Origin of the sequence: Pseudomonas sp. MF6396, from assembly GCF_002018915.1 — a bacterium.
Classification (GTDB): domain Bacteria; phylum Pseudomonadota; class Gammaproteobacteria; order Pseudomonadales; family Pseudomonadaceae; genus Aquipseudomonas; species Aquipseudomonas palmensis.
In genome coordinates this window covers 259061-279212 of sequence record NZ_MVOK01000006.1, presented here as the reverse complement: position 1 = coordinate 279212, position 20152 = coordinate 259061, and the positions used below count along the sequence as shown (strand labels likewise).

Here is a 20152-nt window from a genome sequence, read left to right as displayed (position 1 = left end):
TGCGTTCACTGCTGAACAGGCCCTCGTTGCCGAGCTTTTCCTTGAGCGCGTCGAAGGCCAGGCGCAGGGCGCCGTCACCGGCCGGTTCGACGGTGTCGAGGATCAGCTGATAGTCGCCGCGCCCCTCGAACAGCGAGACCTTGCCACGCACCTTGACCGCCAGGCCGTCGCGCAATGCCTGGCGCACGCGGGCGGCGTTGTTGCGAAACAGTGCACAGCGCACCTGGGCGCCGCTGTCCTTGAGGGTGAAGTAGACGTGGCCGGAGGCGGGCCGGGCGAGGTTGGAGATTTCGCCCTCGACCCAGATGTTGCTGAACACGTCCTCGAGCAGCACGCGGGCGCGGCCGTTGAGCTGGCTGACGGTAAGGACCTCGCGGTCCAGGCCGAGTCTTTCGAAAGGGTCTCTGATCATGCGGGGCATCATAAAGGGAATCGTGCGGTCTTTGCAGTCCCGGCAGGTGGCGGCGCTGCTTGCCGGCTCAGTCCTGCATGTGCTCCACAAACTGATGCACCAACGGCCCGGCATCACGTCGATAGGCCAGCGCCACCGTACTCACGCACCCCGCGTCGGCCAGCGGCACGAAGCGCAGCGTCGCCGGCGCGATATCGCGCATGCACCGTGGCAGCAAGGCCACCCCGAACCCGGCCTGGATCAACTGCAACTGCGTGGTCTTGCGCGACACCACCCGCGCAGCCCGAGGGAAGAACCCTTCACGCATGCACAGCTCGGCCGACAGGTAGCTCAAGCCACCGCGCTGGCGGTGCGGGATGGAAATGAACGCCTCGTCGCGTAACTGCGCCAGGTACACGCTGGGCTCATCGGCCAGCGGGTGGTCTGCGGCCACCGCCAGCAGCAGCGGTTCGTCGAACAGCGGCTGCACGCACAGCCCTTCGTGCTGGCGCAGCACCGGCAGGCGCAGCAGGCCGAACTCCAGGCGACCTTCGGCCAGTTCCTCCAGTTGCGCCTCGGAAGACAGCTGCGCGATGTCCATCGACACGCCGGGGTTGTGCTGCAGGTAGCCCGTGAGCCGATCCAGCAGCGCGCCGGTCAGCGGCACCGTGCTCGAATGGCTCAGGCGCAGGCTGCCGCGCAGGCCCTGACCGATTTCGGTGGCCAGGCGGCAGGCCTTCTCCAGCTCGCCCAGCAGGTTGCGGGCCCGCGGCAGAAACGCCAGGCCCGCTGCGGTCAGGCGCGGCTGGCGGGCGGTGCGTTCGAACAGCGGGGTGGCCAGCTGACTCTCCAGCTCCTTTATCTGCCGGCTCAGCGCCGACTGCGCGACGAACAGGCGCTCGGCGGCAGCACTGAAACTGCCGGACTCGGCAATCTCGACGAAGTAGCGTAATTGTCGGGTGGAGATCATGAGGGATGCCTTTTCGAGATGGCTGATGGCGCAATTGCATATTAGTCGGCATGGCTGGCCAATGGCTAAAGTTGGTCTGAACGCTGCCTCACTCACGACTCAGGCATACACCATGCTCTCCACACTGCTCGACTCGCTCCCTTTCACTGCGCTCCAATGGCTGCCGATACTGCTTGGCATCGGCGTCGCCTACATCGTATTCGGCATCGCCGGCTTCGGCACCGCACTGGTCGCCGGGCCGGTCCTGATCAACTTCATGCCGCTGTCGCGCATCATCCCGTTGCTGGTGCTGCTGGACTTCGTCGCTGCCTTCGGCAACTGGCTGCCGGCGCGCAAGGCCGTGGTGCGCGGCGAACTGCTGCGCCTGCTGCCGTGCATGGCCATCGGCTGCACCCTGGGCGTGGTGTTCCTGCTCAACCTCAAGTCCGACCTGCTGCTGTTGCTGATGGGCCTGTTCATCAGCGCCTATGCGCTCTACAGCCTGGCGGTGAAGGTCAAGCCGGCGCGCCTGAATGCCGGCTGGTCGGTGCCGATGGGCATCACCGGCGGCCTGTTCGGTGCGCTGTTCGGCAGCGGCGGCTTCCTCTATGCCATCTACCTCAATGCCCGGCTCGACGCCAAGGAGCAGGTGCGCGCGACCCAGAGCGCGCTGATCAGTTGCAGCACCGTGGTGCGCCTGAGCCTGTTCCTGATTGCCGGGGTGTACGCCGACTTGCCGTTGCTGCTGCTTGCCCTGTGCCTGCTGCCGATGATGTTCGCCGGCCTGTGGGTGGGGCGCCGGCTGACCCTGAAGATGTCCCGCGAAACCTTCGTGCGGCTGGTCACCTGGCTGGTGCTGGCCAGCGGCATCGCGCTGATCGCGCGCTACCTGAGTGAGGTAAACTGGCACCTTTAACCTGTTCGGCCGCCTTCATGACATTCCAGAGCATCATCGTCCCCAAGATCTCCACCGTGCCGGTGCACGAGCCGCGCGCCCGCGCGATCCTGCGCTGGCTAGTACGCGAAAAGGTGATCGAGGAACAGCTCAGCACCTGCGGGCGCACCGGCAACCGCATGGGCTATGCCATCGCCGAGGGTGCGCGCAAGGTGGTCGAGCGGCCGCAGTTGCTACCGTACGGCCAGCCCGTCAATGGCCTGGAAGTCATCTACAAGCGCTGCATCTATACACCTACCGAAGGCTTTCTCGAAGAAGCCGGCTGCGCCGAGTGCCGCCGGGAAGTGGGGGTGGAGCTGTTCGCCAGCCTGGAAGAGTGGATGCCCGGCATCAGCGACAACTTCACCTGCCCGCGCTGCGGCCATGAAGACGACATCAACGGCTTCCTTTACCTGCAGCCCTGTGCCTTTTCCAACCTGGGGTTCATCTTCAACAACTGGGGCGAGGCCGGTTTCAAGCCGTCTTTCATCGATGCCTTTGCCGACTGGCTCGACCAGCCGGTGGCAGTGGTGCAGGTAAAGCTGCAAGACAACTGACCGAAGGCCCATCTTTACATTGAGTCACACGGCGCGCATGAGTATAATGGCGCGCTTCCATTTTCCCGCCCGGGAGCCCCCGCGATGCTGCGTATCAGCCAAGAAGCCCTGACCTTCGACGACATTCTCCTAGTACCCGGTTACTCCGAGGTGCTACCTAACGAAGTCAGTCTCAAGACCCGTTTGACCCGTGGCATCGAGCTGAATATTCCACTGGTTTCCGCCGCCATGGACACCGTGACCGAAGCCCGTCTGGCCATTGCCATGGCCCAGGAAGGCGGCATCGGCATCATCCACAAGAACATGACCATCGAGCAGCAGGCTGCCGAAGTGCGCAAGGTCAAGAAGTTCGAGGCCGGCGTGGTCAAGGACCCGATCACCATCGAGGCCGACGCCACCGTACGCGACCTGTTCGAACTGACCCGCCTGCACAACATCTCCGGCGTGCCGGTGCTGCACAACGGCGACCTGGTCGGCATCGTCACCTCCCGTGACGTGCGCTTCGAAAACCGCCTCGACGCCACCGTGCGTGAAGTGATGACGCCCAAAGAGCGTCTGGTCACGGTCAGCGAAGGCGCCGACAAGAACGAGGCCCGCGAGCTGCTGCACAAGCACCGCATCGAGCGCGTACTGATCGTCGACGACAAGTTCGCCCTCAAGGGCATGATGACCGTCAACGACATCGAGAAAGCCAAGGCCTACCCGCTGGCCAGCAAGGACGACCAGGGTCGCCTGCGCGTCGGTGCTGCAGTGGGTACCGGCAAGGACACCGGCGACCGCGTGACCGCACTGGTTGCTGCCGGCGTCGACGTGGTGGTGGTCGACACCGCCCACGGCCACTCCAAGGGCGTTATCGACCGCGTGCGCTGGGTCAAGCAGAACTTCCCCGACGTGCAGGTGATCGGCGGCAACATCGCCACCGGCGCAGCCGCCAAGGCCCTGGCCGAAGCCGGCGCCGACGCGGTCAAGGTCGGTATCGGCCCTGGCTCGATCTGCACCACCCGTATCGTCGCTGGCGTCGGCGTGCCGCAGATCAGCGCCATCGCCAATGTGGCTGCCGCGCTGGAAGGCACCGGCGTACCGCTGATCGCCGACGGTGGCATCCGCTTCTCCGGTGACCTGTCCAAGGCCATCGTCGCCGGCGCCAGCGCCGTGATGATGGGTTCGATGTTCGCCGGTACCGAAGAGGCCCCGGGCGAGATCGAGCTGTTCCAGGGTCGTTCCTACAAGGCCTACCGCGGCATGGGTTCGCTGGGTGCGATGTCCCAGGCCCAGGGTTCCTCGGACCGCTACTTCCAGGACTCCTCGGCCGGTGCCGAGAAGCTGGTACCGGAAGGTATCGAAGGTCGCGTGCCGTACAAGGGCACCCTGACCGCGATCATCCACCAGCTGATGGGCGGCCTGCGTTCCTCGATGGGTTACACCGGCAGCGCCAACATCGAAGAAATGCGTACCAAGCCCGAGTTCGTGCGCATCACCGGTGCCGGCATGGCCGAGTCCCACGTGCATGACGTGCAGATCACCAAGGAAGCGCCAAACTACCGCGTAGGTTGATGCTCCTGGCAATACCTGTAAGCGGGGCTGTTCACGACAGCCCCGCGTCGTTTCCGATTACCACTGACGAGATTGAGTCATGGCCCTCGACATTCACGCTCACCGTATCCTGATCCTCGACTTCGGTTCCCAGTACACCCAGCTGATCGCCCGCCGCGTGCGCGAAATCGGCGTGTACTGCGAACTGCACCCGTTCGACATGGACGACGAGGCGATTCGCGAATTCGCCCCCCGCGGGATCATCCTCGCCGGCGGCCCCGAGTCGGTGCACGAAGCCGACAGCCCGCGCGCGCCACAGGCCGTATGGGACCTGGGCGTACCGGTATTCGGTATCTGCTACGGCATGCAGACCATGGCCGAGCAACTGGGCGGCAAGGTTGAAGGTTCCGAGCTGCGCGAGTTCGGCTACGCCCGTGTCGATGTGGTCGGCAAGAGCCGCCTGCTCGACGGCATCGAAGACCACGTCGACGCTGACGGCGTATTCGGCCTGGACGTGTGGATGAGCCACGGTGACAAGGTCACCCGCATCCCGGAAGACTTCCACATCCTGGCCAGCACCCCAAGCTGCCCGATCGCCGGCATGTTCAACGATGATCGCGGCTACTACGGCGTGCAGTTCCACCCGGAAGTGACCCACACCAAGCAGGGCGGTCGCATCCTGTCGCGCTTCATCCTCGACATCTGCGGCTGCGAAGCACTGTGGACCCCGTCGAAGATCGCCGAAGACGCAATCGCCCAGGTGCGCGCCCAGGTCGGCACCGACAACGTGCTGCTGGGCCTGTCCGGCGGCGTGGACTCCTCGGTGGTTGCGGCGCTGCTGCACAAGGCCATCGGTGACCAGTTGACCTGCGTGTTCGTCGACAACGGCCTGCTGCGCCTGCACGAAGGCGAGCAGGTGATGGCCATGTTCGCCGAGAACATGGGCGTCAAGGTGATCCGTGCCAACGCCGAGGACCAGTTCCTGAACAACCTGGCCGGCGAAGCGGACCCCGAGAAGAAGCGCAAGATCATTGGTCGTACCTTCATCGACGTGTTCGATGCCGAGTCGAACAAGCTGCACAACATCAAGTACCTGGCCCAGGGCACCATCTACCCCGACGTGATCGAGTCGGCCGGTGCCAAGAGCGGCAAGGCCCACGTGATCAAGTCGCACCACAACGTCGGTGGCCTGCCGGAGGAAATGAACCTCAAGCTGGTCGAGCCGCTGCGCGAACTGTTCAAGGACGAAGTCCGTCGTCTGGGCCTGGAGCTGGGCCTGCCGTACGACATGGTCTACCGTCACCCGTTCCCGGGCCCGGGCCTGGGTGTGCGCATCCTGGGTGAAGTGAAGAAGGAGTACGCCGACCTGCTGCGTCGTGCCGACCACATCTTCATCGAAGAGCTGCGCAAGGCCGACTGGTACCACAAGGTCAGCCAGGCCTTCGTGGTATTCCAGCCGGTGAAATCGGTGGGCGTGGTCGGTGACGGCCGTCGTTACGCCTGGGTGGTGGCGCTGCGTGCGGTCGAGACCATCGACTTCATGACCGCGCGTTGGGCGCACCTGCCATACGAACTGCTGGAAACCGTCAGCGGCCGCATCATCAACGAGATCGAAGGCATCTCGCGCGTCACCTACGACGTATCGAGCAAGCCGCCTGCGACGATCGAGTGGGAATGATCGGGCGTCCGGCATCCGCCGGAACCCGCTAGCGACCTACAGCCGAAAGCCCGCGTAACTGCGGGCTTTTTGCTACGCGCCTTTTGTCAGGAGAAGTACATGGTCAACCGCGTGTTCAACTTTCCCATCGACGCTACCATCGAGGCCATCGGCGGGCGCTGGAAGTGCTCCATCCTGTGCCACCTGATGGAAGGCCCCAAGCGCACAGGCGAGCTGCTGCGCCTGATGCGCCCCTTGTCGTCGAAGGTGCTCACCGAGCAACTCAAGGAGTTGCAGGGCGATCTGCTGGTCGAGCGCGAAGCCTTCCCTGGCAAGGTGCCCAAGGTGCTGTATCGGGTGACCGAGCACGGCCGCACCTTGCAGCCGATCATCGATGCGATGTGCCAGTGGGGTGCCCTGCATTCAGGTAATGCGCTGGCCACCGAGACACCGCCGGCGCCCGCCGAAGGCTGAACTCAGGCTGCCTGGGCAAATTGGCGCAGGTAATCCAGGTAACCTTCGGCGTTGGCCTCCAGCTCCGCCGGGTCGATGGCGTACTCGGCACCATAGAACACCCACGGGCGTACCGGCAGTGCTTCGATGTAGCGGAGGGTGACTTCCAGCGGGCGCAGCAGTTCGTCCAGGCTGTAGCTGTAACGCCCGCCGGCCCTGTAATCGTCTTGCCTGATGCCGGCAGAAATCGCCATGCCAACACGTTTGCCCGCCAGCTGGCGCTGCCCTTCGCCGTGGCCGTAGGCAAAGTCGTGGGTGAGCACTTCGTCCTGCCATTGCTTGAGCAGCGGCGGGGTGCTGAACCAGTAGAACGGGAACTGCCACACGATGCTGTCATGGGCGCGAACCAGTGCCTGCTCGGCTTCCACGTCCAGCGCGCCGCCCTGGGGATACACCTCGTACAGGCGGTGCAGGGTGACGTTCATGTCGCTGGCTTCAAGGGCTTTCAGCCAGGCCTGGTTGACCACGGATTTTTCCAGGTTGGGGTGGGCGAGAATGATCAGGGTGCGCATGGCTCGGGACTCCAGTGATTGAGGCGGGCAATCTAGGGCGGGCGCCAGATCCCCACAAGTACGCACCTTTTTGTAACCACCCGGGGCCGCCCACGCGGTTTGACGTTGAACCGCAGGCGCGGCGGTTTTCACCAAGCCATCGATAAAAAAGATATACACTCGCCCACATCTATAAAAACAACGTACCGGGTAATGCCCATGATGACTCTGCGTCAGATCCGCCACTTCATTGCCGTGGCCGAGACCGGTTCGATCTCGGCTGCGGCCCAGGCGGTGTATATCTCCCAGTCCACCCTGACCCTGGCCATCCAGCAGCTGGAACAGGAAATCGGCGTGAGCCTGTTCAATCGCCACGCCAAGGGCATGCACCTGACCCACCAGGGCCATCAGTTCCTGCGCCAGGCGCACCTGATCCTGGCCACGGTGGATAACGCCAAGCGCAGCCTGCAGCAGAGCACCGACCAGGTCGCCGGCCAGCTGGTGGTGGGGGTGACCAGCCTGGTGGCGGGTTACTACCTGGCCGACCTGCTCACGCGCTTCCAGCGTGCCTACCCCAACGTCGAAATCCGCGTGATGGAAGACGAGCGACCGTACATCGAGCACCTGCTGGTCAGCGGCGAAATCGATGTGGGCGTGCTGATACTCTCCAACCTCGAAGACCGTCACGCCCTGCAATCGGAGGTGCTGACCCACTCGCCCTACCGGCTGTGGCTACCGGCCCAGCACCCGTTGCTCGAAAAAGACAGCATCAACCTGGGCGACGTGGCCCGGGAGTCGCTGATCCAGCTGAACGTCGACGAGATGGACCACACCGCCCAGCGCCAGTGGGCGCAGGCCGGGCTGCAGCCGCGCATCACCCTGCGCACGGCCTCCACCGAGGCGGTGCGCAGCCTGGTGGCAGCGGGCCTGGGGGTGTCGATACAGCCTGACATGACCTACCGCCCGTGGTCGCTGGAAGGCGACATCATCGAGGCCCGCCCGATTGCCGACCTGACCCAGACCCTCGACGTGGGCCTGGCCTGGCGCCGCGGCACTGCGCGCCCGGCGCTGGTCGACCCGTTTCTGACGGTCGCCCGCGAGCAGCCCCACGGCGGGCGCAAGTCATCCCTTTAGCCGCATGGCCACACCACAAGAAGGAACCCTGCACATGCCAGTCGCGCAGACCCCGTTGTCCACCGCACTCCTGATCGATGGCGAACTAGTCGCAGGCGAGGGCGTCGTCGAGCCGATCCTCAACCCGGCCACCGGCCAGGTGCTGACCCCTATCGCCGAAGCCAGCGCCGAGCAGACCGAGGCCGCGATCCTGGCCGCCCACCGCGCGTTCGCCGGCTGGGCCCGCACCACGCCGCAGCAGCGCTCCAACCTGCTGCTGGAGATCGCCAGTACCATCGAGCAGCACGCCGACGCCTTCGCCCGGCTCGAAGCGCTGAACTGCGGCAAGCCGCTGCACCTGGCGCGCAAGGATGATCTGAGCGCCACCGTCGATGTGTTCCGCTTCTTCGCCGGCGCGGTGCGCTGCCAGACCGGTCAGCTCAGTGGCGAATACGTACCCGGCTACACCAGCATGGTGCGCCGCGACCCGATCGGGGTGGTGGCATCGATCGCGCCGTGGAACTACCCGATCATGATGGCCGCCTGGAAGATCGCGCCGGCCCTGGCCGCAGGCAACACCCTGGTGTTCAAGCCGTCCGAACACACCCCGCTGTCGATCCTGGCCCTGGCGCCGGCGCTGGCGCGGATCCTGCCGCGCGGGGTGATCAACATCATCTGCGGCGGTGGCGAGAACGTCGGCGCTCACCTGGTCGGCCACCCCAAGGTCCGCATGGTCTCGCTGACCGGCGATATCGTCACCGGGCAGAAGATCCTCTCCACAGCGGCCAAAACCCTCAAGCGCACCCACCTGGAACTGGGCGGCAAGGCCCCGGTGATCGTCTGCGACGATGCCGACCTGCAGGCGGTGGTCGAGGGCGTGCGTGCCTATGGCTACTACAACGCCGGGCAGGACTGTACCTCGGCGTGCCGGGTCTACGCCCAGGCCGGCATCCACGACCGGCTGGTGGCCGAACTCGGGGCTGCGGTCAGCAGCATTCGCTATGCCGGCGCGCACGATGCCGACAACGAGATCGGCCCGCTGATCAGCACGCGCCAGCGCGACCGGGTGTCCAGCTTCGTCGAGCGCGCCCTCAGCCAGCCGCACGTGGAGTGCGTCACGGGTGCGGCGATGCATGCCGGGCCCGGGTTCTACTACCAGCCGACGCTGCTGGCAGGCTGCCGGCAAACCGACGAGATCGTCCAGCGCGAGGTGTTCGGCCCGGTGGTCACCGTGACCCGTTTCGACGAGCTGGCCCAGGCCGTGGACTGGGCCAACGACTCCGAATACGGCCTGGCCTCGTCGGTGTGGACCCAGAACCTGGACAAGGCCATGCAGGTGGCGGCGCGCCTGCAGTACGGCTGCACCTGGATCAACAGCCATTTCATGCTGGTCAGCGAAATGCCCCACGGCGGGCTCAAGCGCTCGGGCTACGGCAAGGACCTGTCCAGCGACTCGCTGCAGGACTACAGCGTGGTGCGGCACATCATGGCGCGCCACGGGCAGCACCTGTAGGCCGCTACCCCCGGTGCACGGGGAGCATTCGATTTAATCGAATGCTCCCTTGAGTTTTTAGTAATTGTCGATCCGCTACCCGTGTCTTAGTGTCTGGCCCCATACCGGCCTGTGCCCACCGTGCAGCGCCTGGACAAGCGGTCCATCGGCTTCGGCGATCGGCAACCGCCACAACAATAACCAGACACCCACCGCCCAGGCGGCCCCTCTGACTCGTCTGCCATAACTACAACATTGCAAGTGCGCCCCAGTGCGAGAGGAACCTACCGATGCAATTCCAGTTTCTGTTACCTACCAAGATCGTCATGGAACCTGGCCTGCGCCAGCGTACCGGCGAGCACCTGACCGACCTGGGCCTGCGCCACGTGCTGCTGGTCACCGACCCGGGCGTGAAGAACGCCGGCCTGCTCGACAGCATCTATACCAGCCTGGACAAGGCCGGCGTGCGTTATGACGAGATCGTCGACGTCAAGCCCAACCCGCGCAGCGAAGACGTCAACCGCGCCGCCGAGCTGTATCGCGGCAAGGGCATCGATGGCGTGCTGGCAGTGGGCGGCGGCAGTGCGATGGACGCGGCCAAGGCGATCAGCGTACTGCTGACCCACGACGGCAAGGTCGAGGACTACGAAGGTGCCTTCACCCTCAAGGGCCCGGTGCTGCCTATCGTGGCGATCCCGACCACCGCAGGCACCGGCAGCGAGGTCACGTTCTTCTCGGTGATCACCGACACCCGCCGCCAGTTCAAGATGAGCATCCTGGACTACCGCATCGGCCCGGTTCTGGCGCTGCTCGACTCGGACATCACCGCCACGCTGCCGCCGCACATCGCCGCCGCCACCGGCATGGACGCGCTGACCCACGCCATCGAGGCCTACACCGGCAAGCCGGCCAACCCGATCAGCGACGGCCTGGCCCTGCATGCCATTCGCCTGATCGCGCAGTACCTCAAGCCCGCCGTGCAGGAGCCGGACAACCGCGAGGCCCGCGAACAGATGCTGATCGCCAGCCTGATTGCCGGCATGGCCTTCGGCAATGCCGACATCGCCAGCGTGCACTGCATCTCCGAAGCCATCGGCGGCATGTACGACACCCCGCACGGGGTGGGCAACGCGATCTTCCTGCCGTTCGTGTTCAGCCATAACCGCGACGCCGACCTGCGCCGCCATGCCGATGTCGCCTATGCCTTGGGCATCGACCCCAATCTTGGCGCCAGCGCTGCCGCCGAAGCGGGCGTGGAGCAGTTGTTCCGCATGAATCGCGAGCTGGGTATTCCGCGTTTTGCCGATGTGGCCGGGGTGCGCGAGGAGGACTTCCTGGCCATCGCAGAGAAGTCCAAGAGCAACATTTCCGATGCGAGCAACGCCAAGGAGATGTCAGTCGAGAGCTACCTCGACGTGATCCGCGCCGCCTACACCTACGCAGCCTGAGGCCCTAACCATGAGCGCATCGACTTCCTCCGCGCACCTGCGCCGGACCCTCGGGCCGGTGTCCGTGCTGTTGTTCGGCCTGGCCTTCATCGCCCCGCTGATCGTGTTCGGCACCTATGGCGTGATCGCCCAGGCCAGCCAGAACACCGTGGCGCTGTCCTATGTGGTGGCCTCCATCGGGGTGATCTTCACCGCCCTGAGCTACGGGCGCCTGGTGCGGATCTTCCCGGCGGCCGGTTCCGCCTACACCTACACCCGCAAGGTGTTCAACCCAGGCATCGGCTTCATGGTCGGCTGGGCCGCGCTGCTGGACTACTTCTTCATCCCGATGCTGATCTGGCTGCTGGGGGCCAGCTACCTGAGCCTGGCGTTCCCGGATGTACCGCAGTGGTGCTGGATCACCGGCTTCATCGTTTCCACCACCTTGCTCAACATCCTGGGCATCCAGGTCGCCAACCGCTTCAACATCATCCTGATGCTGATCCAGCTGACCATCATCGCGGTGTTCATCGCGCTGTGCTGGCACTACGTGTCGGCCATCAACGGCCCGGGCGGTCTGCTCTCGGTCAAGCCGTTCTTCAATGCCGACGTGCCGTTCTCGGCCACCATGGCCGGGGCCGCGATCGCCGCCTATTCGTTCCTGGGCTTCGACGCGCTGTCGACCCTGAGCGAAGAAACCGTCGAGCCCGAGCGTACCATCCCGCGTGCCATCCTGCTGGTGGCCCTGATCGGCGGCAGCCTGTACGTGGGCTCCTCGTACTTCATGTACCTGGCGCACCCGGCGGGCCTGTTCGAGAACATCGACGGCGCGGCCTTCGAAATCGCCAAGACCATCGGTGGCGACCTGTTCTTCGGCGTGGTACTCACCGGCATCATCATTGCCCACTTCGCCGCCGGCCTGTCGTTCCAGGCCAGCGTGGGGCGTCTGCTGTATGCCCTGGGCCGCGACAACCAGCTGCCGCAGAAGCTGTTCGGCGTGCTGCACCCGCGCTACAGGACCCCGGTATTCAACATCGCCCTGTGCGGGGCCTTCGGTTTCGTCGGGTTCGGCCTGACCATCGCCACGGCTACTTCGCTGGTCAACTTCGGCGCCTTCCTGGCCTTCACCTCGGTCAACCTGTGCGCACTGAAACTGACCTTCGACCGCAGCATCGGCGACAAGGCCGGCGTGGTCCGCGGGGTGATCTTCCCCCTGGCCGGCGCCTTCACCTCGGGCTGGATGTTGATCAGCCTGGATGCCGACGCGCTGATTCTCGGCTGTTGCTGGGTGCTGCTGGGGCTGGTGTACCTGGCCTGGCGCACCCGGCTGTTCAGCACGGCAGTGCCTGAAGCCGCACTCTGAACCTGCGGGCGCCCGGCGCCTGCCCCCCTGTAATGCTCCCCCTGTGCGCAGCCCGGCTGCGGGCACGGAGCGCTTGCGACTTTTTTATGGCGGCGGCCAACCTCGCCGCACAGGAGAACCCATGCAAACCTGCCTGCTGATCAATGGACAACTCATCGCCGGTGAAGGCGAAACCCTGGCGGTGCTCAACCCGTCCCTGGGGGCCACGCTGGTGGAGATCCCCGAGGCCAGCCTGGCCCAGGTCGATGCCGCGGTGTGCGCTGCGGATGCGGCGTTCGACAGCTGGTCGCAGACCACCCCCAAGGACCGTTCGCTGCTGCTGCTCAAACTGGCCGATGCGATCGACGCCCACGCCCCGGAGCTGGCGCGCCTGGAAGCGGACAACTGCGGCAAGCCCTACGCGGCGGCGCTCAACGACGAGCTGCCGGGCGTGGCCGACGTGTTCCGCTTCTTTGCCGGTGCCAGCCGCTGCCTGCAAGGCAGTGCCGCCGGCGAGTACCTGGAAGGGCACACCTCGATGATCCGTCGCGACCCGGTGGGCGTGGTGGCCTCCATCGCACCGTGGAACTACCCGCTGATGATGGCCGCCTGGAAGCTCGGGCCGGCCCTGGCCGCAGGCAATACCGTGGTGCTCAAGCCGTCCGAGCAGACGCCGCTGACCACCCTCAAGCTGGCGCAACTGATGGCGGAGATTTTCCCGGCAGGCGTGGTGAACGTGGTCTTCGGCCGCGGCCCGAGTGTCGGCAAGCCCCTGACCGGGCACCCCAAGGTGCGCATGGTGTCGTTGACCGGCTCGGTGGCCACGGGCAGCCGCATCATCGCCGGCACCGCCGACAGCGTGAAACGCATGCACATGGAGCTGGGCGGCAAGGCCCCGGTGATCGTGTTCGATGATGCCGATATCGATGCCGTGGTCGAAGGCGTGCGCAGCTTCGGCTTCTACAATGCCGGCCAGGACTGCACCGCCGCCTGCCGCCTGTATGTGCAGAAGGGCGTGTACGCGGCGTTCGTGAAGAAGCTCGGCGAGGCGGTGGCCAGCATCCGCTACGGCCTGCAGGACGACCCTGACACCGAGCTCGGGCCGCTGATCACCCAGCAGCATCTGGAGCGCGTGGAAGGCTTTGTGCAGCGCGCCCGCGAGCAGTCGCACATCGAGGTGGTGACCGGTGGCCAGCGTGTCGCCGGGCCAGGGTTCTTCTTCGAGCCGACCGTACTTGCCGGCGCCCGGCAGGACGACGAGGTGGTGCGCCATGAGATCTTCGGCCCGGTAGTCACGGTCACCGCCTTCGACGACGAGGCCCAGGCCCTGGCGTGGGCCAACGATTCGGACTACGGCCTGGCCTCCTCGGTGTGGACCCGCGACGTGGGCCGCGCCCACCGTTTGGCCGCACGCCTGCAATACGGCTGCACCTGGGTCAACACGCACTTCATGCTGGTCAGCGAAATGCCCCACGGCGGCGCCAAGCTCTCCGGCTATGGCAAGGACATGTCGATGTATGGCCTGGAGGACTACACCACCGTGCGCCATGTGATGTTCAAGCACTAGTTGACGCACCAGGCCTAGCGGCCCGGTTGCCGCGAGGCGAAAGCAAGGGCAAGGCCAGGCGGCCTTGCCCTTTTTTCATCGCCGCCTGCCTGGCGTCACAGCGGCACGTACTTCAAGCCGTACCGGGACAGCTGGAAGGCCATTTCCGACAGGTCCGGCAGGCGTCGCTTGTCCAGCCATGGCCAGCTGGTGCGTTCGATATAGATGAACTCACCGTCCCTTGCGATGGGCGTGTAGTGCAGCGCCAGGTCCTTGCTGCGGTGCACCAGGGTCATCTTGCCGTCGATGTCCTTGAAGCCGAACGCCCCCGGTTTGGCCAGCCGGCTTTCCAGCGTGCCCGAGGCCGAGGGCGGCTGGGCAATCGGCACCTGCAGGCGCAGGTCGCCCTGCACGCGGGTTTCGCGGATACCGTCGTCCACTGCGTAAAGCCCCGGGTCGCGGCCGACGCTTGCGCTGCTGCCGATTTCGATGTCCTCGACGCGCACACCGATCACACCTTGCAGTTCGCTGACCCCGGGCACGCTCTCGAAGGTGTTGGCGTGGGTGTTGCCCATCAGTGCAACCCATTTGCCGGCGCCATGGGCAGCCTGGTCGGCAGCGATCACGCGGTGGGCGAAGAAGTTCATCATCTTCTGGCGAATCGCGGGTGGTCGGGGGCCCATCCATGCCTGGCGGTAACTGGCCATGCAATCGATGGCCTGTATCCGGATGCCCTGTTTCTGCGCGCTCCTGAGCACCTGCATGAAGGTGTAGCGCTGGGCGGGGTCGGTGTGCCAGCCGCGGTCCAGATCGGTCACGTAGGTCTTGAGTGCCTGGGGCATCTGACCTGTCTGGTTGAACAGGTCCAGGTCGGCCTGCTGGAAGTCGGTCATCAGGTGCTCCATGTACAGCACCCGCACCTTCTGCTGCTTGAGCAGGGCCATGTTCTCGATCAGAAACTGCTTGCTGCCCAGTTGTGAATGGGCTTCGCCGACCACCAGGCCCTCGCTGTTTTCGTACACGCTGCGAATGATCTGCCTGGCGCTGGCATCGGCAGCCAATGTTGGCAGCGGTGGCCGCTGCGGCAGGCTTGCGGTGCTGAAAAACGCTTCGGCGTCGTCGACCAGCAGGTCGCGCAAGGTGCGAAATTGCGCGTAGGCCTGTTCGCGGGCGGGGTTGTTGGGGGAGAACGTGCGCCCGCTCAGGTTCGACTCCTCGCCACCGTTGGAGGCCTTGAGCAATTCGGGCTGCAGCGCCTTGTCGACTTCATAGGGGGTGGGCACGCGTTCCGGGCCGGGCGCGGGTACCTGGGCCTGGCCCCAGAGCTTGAGGCGAAAGCGTGGCGCCCCGCCTTTCAGACCCTGCTCCAGCGGTTGCCATACGCCTTCGTCGTTCAGGCCAATGGGCACGTTGCGGTAGAACGAGTAGGGGTTTTGCGGGTCGACCACCGCCCATGAACGCAGCTCGCCGATGTAGCGCACGTGATAGGGGAACCCGTCTATCTGGGCATAGAAGCCATCGTCCAGGGTGTAGATACCCTGGAATTTGCCGCTGCCGGTGGCGTGCCCGTCCAGCAGCACGTTGGTTTCGAACGGGGCCAGCAGTTGCGAGCGCTCGGCCGGTATCAGCGGCGCAGGTGCCCACTCGGCGAGTTCCGCCGGGGTGGCCATTGGCGTGTGTTCGGGCTCGACGGGTGCAGTCTGCGTGCCCGCGTCCAGGCTGGGTTCGATCTCGGCGATTTCACCGGTGACGGCCGGGCCTGCGAGCAGGGTGGCATTGAACAGCGTGTTGATGGCCGCCAGCACGGCGCCGATCACGCCGGCCTTGCGTTGGGCAGTGGTGTGCCCGTTGACCGCCTGATCGATGTTCAGGCCGGTTTCGGCCAGCCCGGCGCCCACGGCAGCCAGCGCTACCGGCCAGTCGACCGCGGCCATGGCACTGGCGAACGTGCCGAAGGCCTTGAGGTAGCCGATCCACAGTTGCTTGCGCAGGTCGGCGTTGGAGCGCAGCGAGAAGTGCGCATCGTCGATCATGCGCTGACGCGCTGCATCGCGCAGGTGGGTGAACCCATCGCCATGCACGGTCGTGTTCGACTGGTTGAGTGCGTCGTGACCGTTGCCGCCCCAGTTGTTGAACAGCACGTCGATCAGGTGCTCGAGCCCCACCGCGCTGGCTTTTTCGCCGCGGTCCGCAAGGGCGAAGTGGGTCATGAAACGTGCGCGGTTCTGCGCCGCATTGGTGTTGTGCAGCACCCACCAGTACAGCTCGCTGTGGTTGGCGAACAGGTGCAGGGCGTCGACCTCGCCCGGGATGTAGAGCAACTGGTAACCGTCGTCGAGTTCCACCCGCAGGATATCGGTGGCCACATGGCCGCCGATGTCGAAGGTGCACAGGCGCACCCCCGCCACCGGCCTGGCCTGTTGTTGCAACTGGCTCAGCGAGGGCGGCCAGCTGGCGTCACCGGCCAGGGCAGTGGCCACCCGCCGCAAGCGTGCCAGGCGGGCGGGGTCGGTCTGGTGCGCGCAGGTTTCGAGCACCTTGCTCAGGAAGTTGGCCTTGGCCAGGGTGCGGAAGTTGTCCGAATGACGGGCCCAGAAGCGGGTCAGGTCCTGGTGGAAGGCGCTGCAGAAGTCGACCTTCCACAGCTCGTCGAGTACCTCGCGCGGGGCCATCGGCACTTCATCGCGCTCATCGAACAGGCCTGTGCCCGGCCCGCGGCTGTAGAAGCCGGTGCGGTAGCCGAGCAGGTCGGCGTTGTCCTGGTCGTTGACATCGAAACGCTGCATCACCAGTTGCGGCAGTGTCAGCGATTCGCTGGGCGGGCCGAGGTGTTCCCAGCCGCTGAAGGTGCGCGGGCTGCTATGCGCGGTGTTGAACCGGTGCAGGTACACCGCGTCCGGGTCCAGCGTGCTGCGGGTGTGTTTCTTCAGGATATGGCTGGCGATTTCGCGGGCCATCTGGCGCATGTCGGGGCAATGCTTGACCAGTTGTCGGGCCAGGTTCTGCAGCTGTTCGTGGTCGTGGGTCTGTTGGGCGGTCAGGGGCATGGCGGTACTTCCGTGTCAGGGGCGAGGGGCCAGCTTGGCCGGGGGCGGCGAGCAGCGTGCGGTAAGTAAGTAGTGCGGGCCGCCCAGCCAGCCCGGCCCGCTCAGGCAGCAAGCAAAGCTGGGCGGCGCCGTTACAGTGGCACGAAGGTCAGCCCGTTGGATGTCACCAGGGTCGACAGTTGCGCCAGGCTTGGCATGCGGCGCTTGTCCACGCGTGGCCAGCTCGCCCGATCGATGTAGTAGAACGTGCCGTCCCGTTGGATGGGGGTGTAGTGCAGCGTCAGGTCCTTGCTGCGGTGGATCATCTGCAAGGTCCCCTCCACCTGGGTGAAACTGAAGGAGCCGACAGCGCGCAGCTTTTCTTCCAGGGTGCGTGCCACGCCGTGTGCGGGAGCAATGGGCACCTGCAGCAGCAGGTCGCATTTGACCGCCGCCAGGTTGGCCGACTGGTCGGGTTGGATACCGGGGTCCACGCCGAATCGAACAGGCAGCCCGCACTCGATGTCTTCGATGCGCAGGCCGATGGCGCCCTGCAGCTCGGCAAGCCCTGGCACGCCGTCAAACGTGTTGGTGTGGGTGTTGCCCACGAAGGCGATCCACCTGCTGGGGTGCAGGGCCTGGTCTGCTGCAATGACCCGATGGGCAAAGAAGTTCATCATCTGTTGGCGGATCGGGCCCGGCGGGGTGGCCAGCCAGGCCTGACGATAGCTGGCCATGCAGTCGATGGCCTGGAGGCGGACCTGGTTGGCCTGTGCGGTGAGCATCACCTGCTGGAAGGTATAGCGTCCGCTGCTGTCGGTGGCCTGGCTTCGGTCCAGTTCGGCCACATAGTCGCGCAGGTGCTGGCTCATGTTGCCTGTGCGGTTGAACGCATCGAGGTCGGCCTGGTGAAAGTCCGTCAGCAGATGCTCCAGGTACAGCACCTTGACCTTCTGCTTGCGCAGTTGCGCCATGTTGTCGATCAGAAAGCGTTTGCTGCCCAGGTGTGCGTGGCATTCGCCGATCACCACGCCGTCGCAGCGGGAGTAGCAACCACACAAGATCTGCTTGGGCGCCGGGTTGCTTTCGAACAGCGGCAGTTGCGGGCGTGGCGGCAGCTCCACCGTGCTCAGATACTCCTTGGCATCGTTCAGCAGCTTGCTGCGCAGCTTGCGAAACAGGTCGCAGGCTTCTTCCAGGTGTGGCTGATTGGCCCGATAGGTAATGCCGCTGAGCTGTTCGTCATCCACCGAACGCAGCTGTGCCTGCTGGCGCGGGAGCAGCTCGTAGGGCGTGGGGATACGTTCGGCAGGGGGTGGCGCGTAGTCGCTGCGGCCCCACAGTTTCAGGCGAAAGCGCGGTGTACCCCCCAGAAGGCGGCCCTGTGCGACGGGCTCCCACTGCTGTTGCGCATTGAGCCGGATGGGCACGTTGCGGTAGAACGAAAAGGGCGTGTTCGGGTCGATCACCACCCAGCTCTTGAGCTCGCCCACGTACCGCACCTGGTAGGCGAAATCGCCGATCGCTACATAGAAACCGTCGGCCAGCGAGTAGATGCCCTGCATCTTGCCGACCCCGGGTTTTTCGCCATCGAGCAGGGCATTGGTCTCGAAGGTGGCCAGGCGCTGGGAAGCCGGTGTCGGTCGCAGGGGGGCGGGCACCTGGGCGTCGATATCCTCGGCAGTGGCAAGGGGTTCGTCCTCGGCCTCCACATAGGGCTCGGCGACGGCGGGCACCTCGCTGTCGACCCGTATCGCTTCACCGGTCTCCTCGCCGAGCAGCGTCGCGTTGAACAGCGTGTCGATGCAGGCCAGTACGGCGCCGATGACGCCCGCCTGGCGTTCGGTGTGGCCGTTGATCGCCTCGTCGATGGACAGGCCGGTCTCGCCAAGCCCTGCGCCCACGGCAGCCAGTGCAACCGGCCAGTCGAAGGCGGCCATTGCCCCGGCGAACCGGGTAAAGGCGTGCAGGTCCGCCACCCACATCTGTTTGCGCAGGTCGGCGTTGGAGCGCAGGGCGAAGTGCGCGTCGTCGCTCATGCGCTGTCGCGCCGCATCGCGCAGGTAGCTGAATGCATCCTGCTCGACCGGCTTGTCCAGCAGGTTGATGGCATCGTGTGCGCTGCCGGCCCAGTTGGAGAACAGCAGGTCGATCAGATGCTCGAGCCCGACCCCGGCGGGGTGTTCGGCATGGCTGGACAACGCGAAGTGGGCCATCAGGCGCGCGCGGTTATCTGCGGCATTGGTGTTCTGCAGCACCCACCAGTAAAGCTGCGCAGGGTTGGCAAACAGGTGCAGGGCCGTGACCTCGCCGGGCATGTACAGCGCCTGGTAGCCATCGGGCAGCACGGCACGCAGCATGTCGCTGGCGACGTAGCCGCCGATGTCGAAGGCATGCAGGCGCACCCCCTGGTCGGGAACATGCGTTTGCTGCAGTTGTTCGAGGGTGGGCGGCCAGTCGGTGGTGCCGGCCAGTGCCCGGGCCAGCAGGCGGTAGCGTTTGCGCTGTTCGGGCAGGTCTGCGTGTTCGCAGGCTTCCACTACCTTGCTCAGGAAGTTGGCCTTGGCCATGCTTCGAAACGCCTCTGCACTGTCGGCCCAGAACGCCTGCATCTTCTGCTTGAAGTCCGAGCTGAAGTCGATCTGCCAGAAGTAGCGCAGCACATCGGCCGGTGCCATGGGGACTTCGTTGCGTTCGTCGAACACCCCGGCATGCGCGCCTTCGCGGTAGAAGCCGGTGCGGTAGCCGAGCAGGTCGGCGTTGTCCTGGTCGTTGGCGTCGAAGCGCTGCATCACCAGTTGCGGCAACGTCAGCGACTGGTAGGGCAGCTCACGGTGCTCCCAGCCGCTGAAGCTTCTGGGGTTGGACTGGGCCGCCTTGAAACGGTGCAGGTACACGGTGTCCGGATCGAGGCTGCTGCGGGCGAACTTCTTCAGGGCGTCGACGGCCACCTCACGGGCCATCTGGCGCATGTCCGGGCAGTTGACGACGAGCTGGCGCGCAATGCTCTGAAGCTGCGCGCGTTGTGGGTTGGGGGGCTGGGGCATGGCGATCCTTCCTTGGTCTGGGCCATGGCAGGATGGGCTGGCTCCAGCGGGCAGGTGCGGTAGATAGTGCTGCGCGGGTGGGTGCGGCATCGTGTGCCGCTGCCGGGGCAACTCTTCACTTAAAGTTTCGCAAA

15 protein-coding genes are annotated in these 20152 nt (G+C 65.4%); 10 read left to right on the top strand and 5 right to left on the bottom strand.

Going from position 1 to position 20152, the window contains the following annotated elements:
* Both MF6396_RS08920 and MF6396_RS08915 read right to left on the bottom strand, forming a co-directional pair.
* A partial coding sequence (locus MF6396_RS08920; RefSeq protein ID WP_177346319.1) for an exodeoxyribonuclease VII large subunit occupies positions 1-412 on the bottom strand: 412 nt, incomplete at its 3' end.
* A 67-nt stretch (positions 413-479) separates the two neighbouring features.
* A complete protein-coding gene (locus tag MF6396_RS08915; RefSeq protein ID WP_078480103.1) occupies positions 480-1361 on the bottom strand; it encodes a LysR family transcriptional regulator in 882 nt (293 codons plus the stop codon).
* Between the two features lie 112 nt (positions 1362-1473).
* Here MF6396_RS08915 and MF6396_RS08910 point away from each other — a divergent pair, with 112 nt between their 5' ends.
* From MF6396_RS08910 to MF6396_RS08890, 5 genes are all read left to right on the top strand, one after another.
* Complete coding sequence (locus MF6396_RS08910) at positions 1474-2256, top strand: sulfite exporter TauE/SafE family protein (protein WP_370408961.1); 783 nt, start codon at positions 1474-1476, stop codon at positions 2254-2256.
* Positions 2257-2273: 17 nt separating this feature from the next.
* Positions 2274-2831 (top strand): hypothetical protein, encoded by a 558-nt coding sequence (locus MF6396_RS08905; protein ID WP_054915068.1) that lies wholly within the window; start codon positions 2274-2276, stop codon positions 2829-2831.
* An 84-nt stretch (positions 2832-2915) separates the two neighbouring features.
* The gene (gene guaB, locus MF6396_RS08900) at positions 2916-4385 is read left to right on the top strand and encodes an IMP dehydrogenase (protein WP_043860652.1); all 1470 of its coding nucleotides are present in this window, start codon (positions 2916-2918) and stop codon (positions 4383-4385) included.
* Positions 4386-4464: 79 nt separating this feature from the next.
* The gene (guaA, locus tag MF6396_RS08895) at positions 4465-6042 is read left to right on the top strand and encodes a glutamine-hydrolyzing GMP synthase (RefSeq protein ID WP_043860651.1); all 1578 of its coding nucleotides are present in this window, start codon (positions 4465-4467) and stop codon (positions 6040-6042) included.
* A 99-nt stretch (positions 6043-6141) separates the two neighbouring features.
* Positions 6142-6495 carry a winged helix-turn-helix transcriptional regulator gene (locus MF6396_RS08890; protein WP_043860650.1) on the top strand — a complete coding sequence of 118 codons (354 nt, stop codon included), beginning with the start codon at positions 6142-6144 and terminating at the stop codon, positions 6493-6495.
* Between the two features lie 2 nt (positions 6496-6497).
* On the opposite strand, the gene MF6396_RS08885 is transcribed toward MF6396_RS08890, so the two are convergent.
* Positions 6498-7046: an NAD(P)H-dependent oxidoreductase gene (locus MF6396_RS08885; RefSeq protein ID WP_043860649.1), complete on the bottom strand. Its 549-nt coding sequence runs from the start codon at positions 7044-7046 to the stop codon at positions 6498-6500.
* 198 nt (positions 7047-7244) lie between these two features.
* Here MF6396_RS08885 and MF6396_RS08880 point away from each other — a divergent pair, with 198 nt between their 5' ends.
* From MF6396_RS08880 to MF6396_RS08860, 5 genes are all read left to right on the top strand, one after another.
* A complete protein-coding gene (locus MF6396_RS08880; RefSeq protein ID WP_078480109.1) occupies positions 7245-8159 on the top strand; it encodes a LysR family transcriptional regulator in 915 nt (304 codons plus the stop codon).
* Positions 8160-8193: 34 nt separating this feature from the next.
* Positions 8194-9651 (top strand): gamma-aminobutyraldehyde dehydrogenase, encoded by a 1458-nt coding sequence (locus MF6396_RS08875; RefSeq protein WP_043860648.1) that lies wholly within the window; start codon positions 8194-8196, stop codon positions 9649-9651.
* Positions 9652-9920: 269 nt separating this feature from the next.
* Positions 9921-11078 carry an iron-containing alcohol dehydrogenase gene (locus MF6396_RS08870; RefSeq protein WP_043860647.1) on the top strand — a complete coding sequence of 386 codons (1158 nt, stop codon included), beginning with the start codon at positions 9921-9923 and terminating at the stop codon, positions 11076-11078.
* 10 nt (positions 11079-11088) lie between these two features.
* The gene (locus tag MF6396_RS08865; protein ID WP_043860646.1) at positions 11089-12420 is read left to right on the top strand and encodes an APC family permease; all 1332 of its coding nucleotides are present in this window, start codon (positions 11089-11091) and stop codon (positions 12418-12420) included.
* Between the two features lie 121 nt (positions 12421-12541).
* A complete protein-coding gene (locus tag MF6396_RS08860) occupies positions 12542-13966 on the top strand; it encodes a gamma-aminobutyraldehyde dehydrogenase (RefSeq protein WP_054915058.1) in 1425 nt (474 codons plus the stop codon).
* Between the two features lie 95 nt (positions 13967-14061).
* Here the strand turns inward: MF6396_RS08860 and MF6396_RS08855 are convergent, their stop codons facing one another.
* Both MF6396_RS08855 and MF6396_RS08850 read right to left on the bottom strand, forming a co-directional pair.
* Entirely contained in the window at positions 14062-16992 is a 2931-nt protein-coding gene (locus tag MF6396_RS08855; RefSeq protein ID WP_078480102.1) for a membrane-targeted effector domain-containing toxin, read from the bottom strand.
* 131 nt (positions 16993-17123) lie between these two features.
* On the bottom strand, positions 17124-20018 hold the full coding sequence (locus MF6396_RS08850) for a membrane-targeted effector domain-containing toxin (RefSeq protein WP_078480101.1): 2895 nt from the start codon (positions 20016-20018) through the stop codon (positions 17124-17126).
* Positions 20019-20152: the final 134 nt, after the last annotated feature.

Excerpts from the sequence above, each read along its gene's own strand:
- MF6396_RS08915 (WP_078480103.1), bottom strand. The coding sequence starts at position 1,361 with ATGATCTCCACCCGACAATTACGCTACTTCGTCGAGATTGCCGAGTCC.
- MF6396_RS08910 (WP_370408961.1), top strand. The coding sequence starts at position 1,474 with ATGCTCTCCACACTGCTCGACTCGCTCCCTTTCACTGCGCTCCAATGG.
- MF6396_RS08905 (WP_054915068.1), top strand. The coding sequence starts at position 2,274 with ATGACATTCCAGAGCATCATCGTCCCCAAGATCTCCACCGTGCCGGTG.
- guaB (WP_043860652.1), top strand. The coding sequence starts at position 2,916 with ATGCTGCGTATCAGCCAAGAAGCCCTGACCTTCGACGACATTCTCCTA.
- guaA (WP_043860651.1), top strand. The coding sequence starts at position 4,465 with ATGGCCCTCGACATTCACGCTCACCGTATCCTGATCCTCGACTTCGGT.
- MF6396_RS08890 (WP_043860650.1), top strand. The coding sequence starts at position 6,142 with ATGGTCAACCGCGTGTTCAACTTTCCCATCGACGCTACCATCGAGGCC.
- MF6396_RS08885 (WP_043860649.1), bottom strand. The coding sequence starts at position 7,046 with ATGCGCACCCTGATCATTCTCGCCCACCCCAACCTGGAAAAATCCGTG.
- MF6396_RS08880 (WP_078480109.1), top strand. The coding sequence starts at position 7,245 with ATGATGACTCTGCGTCAGATCCGCCACTTCATTGCCGTGGCCGAGACC.
- MF6396_RS08875 (WP_043860648.1), top strand. The coding sequence starts at position 8,194 with ATGCCAGTCGCGCAGACCCCGTTGTCCACCGCACTCCTGATCGATGGC.
- MF6396_RS08870 (WP_043860647.1), top strand. The coding sequence starts at position 9,921 with ATGCAATTCCAGTTTCTGTTACCTACCAAGATCGTCATGGAACCTGGC.
- MF6396_RS08865 (WP_043860646.1), top strand. The coding sequence starts at position 11,089 with ATGAGCGCATCGACTTCCTCCGCGCACCTGCGCCGGACCCTCGGGCCG.
- MF6396_RS08860 (WP_054915058.1), top strand. The coding sequence starts at position 12,542 with ATGCAAACCTGCCTGCTGATCAATGGACAACTCATCGCCGGTGAAGGC.
- MF6396_RS08855 (WP_078480102.1), bottom strand. The coding sequence starts at position 16,992 with ATGCCCCTGACCGCCCAACAGACCCACGACCACGAACAGCTGCAGAAC.
- MF6396_RS08850 (WP_078480101.1), bottom strand. The coding sequence starts at position 20,018 with ATGCCCCAGCCCCCCAACCCACAACGCGCGCAGCTTCAGAGCATTGCG.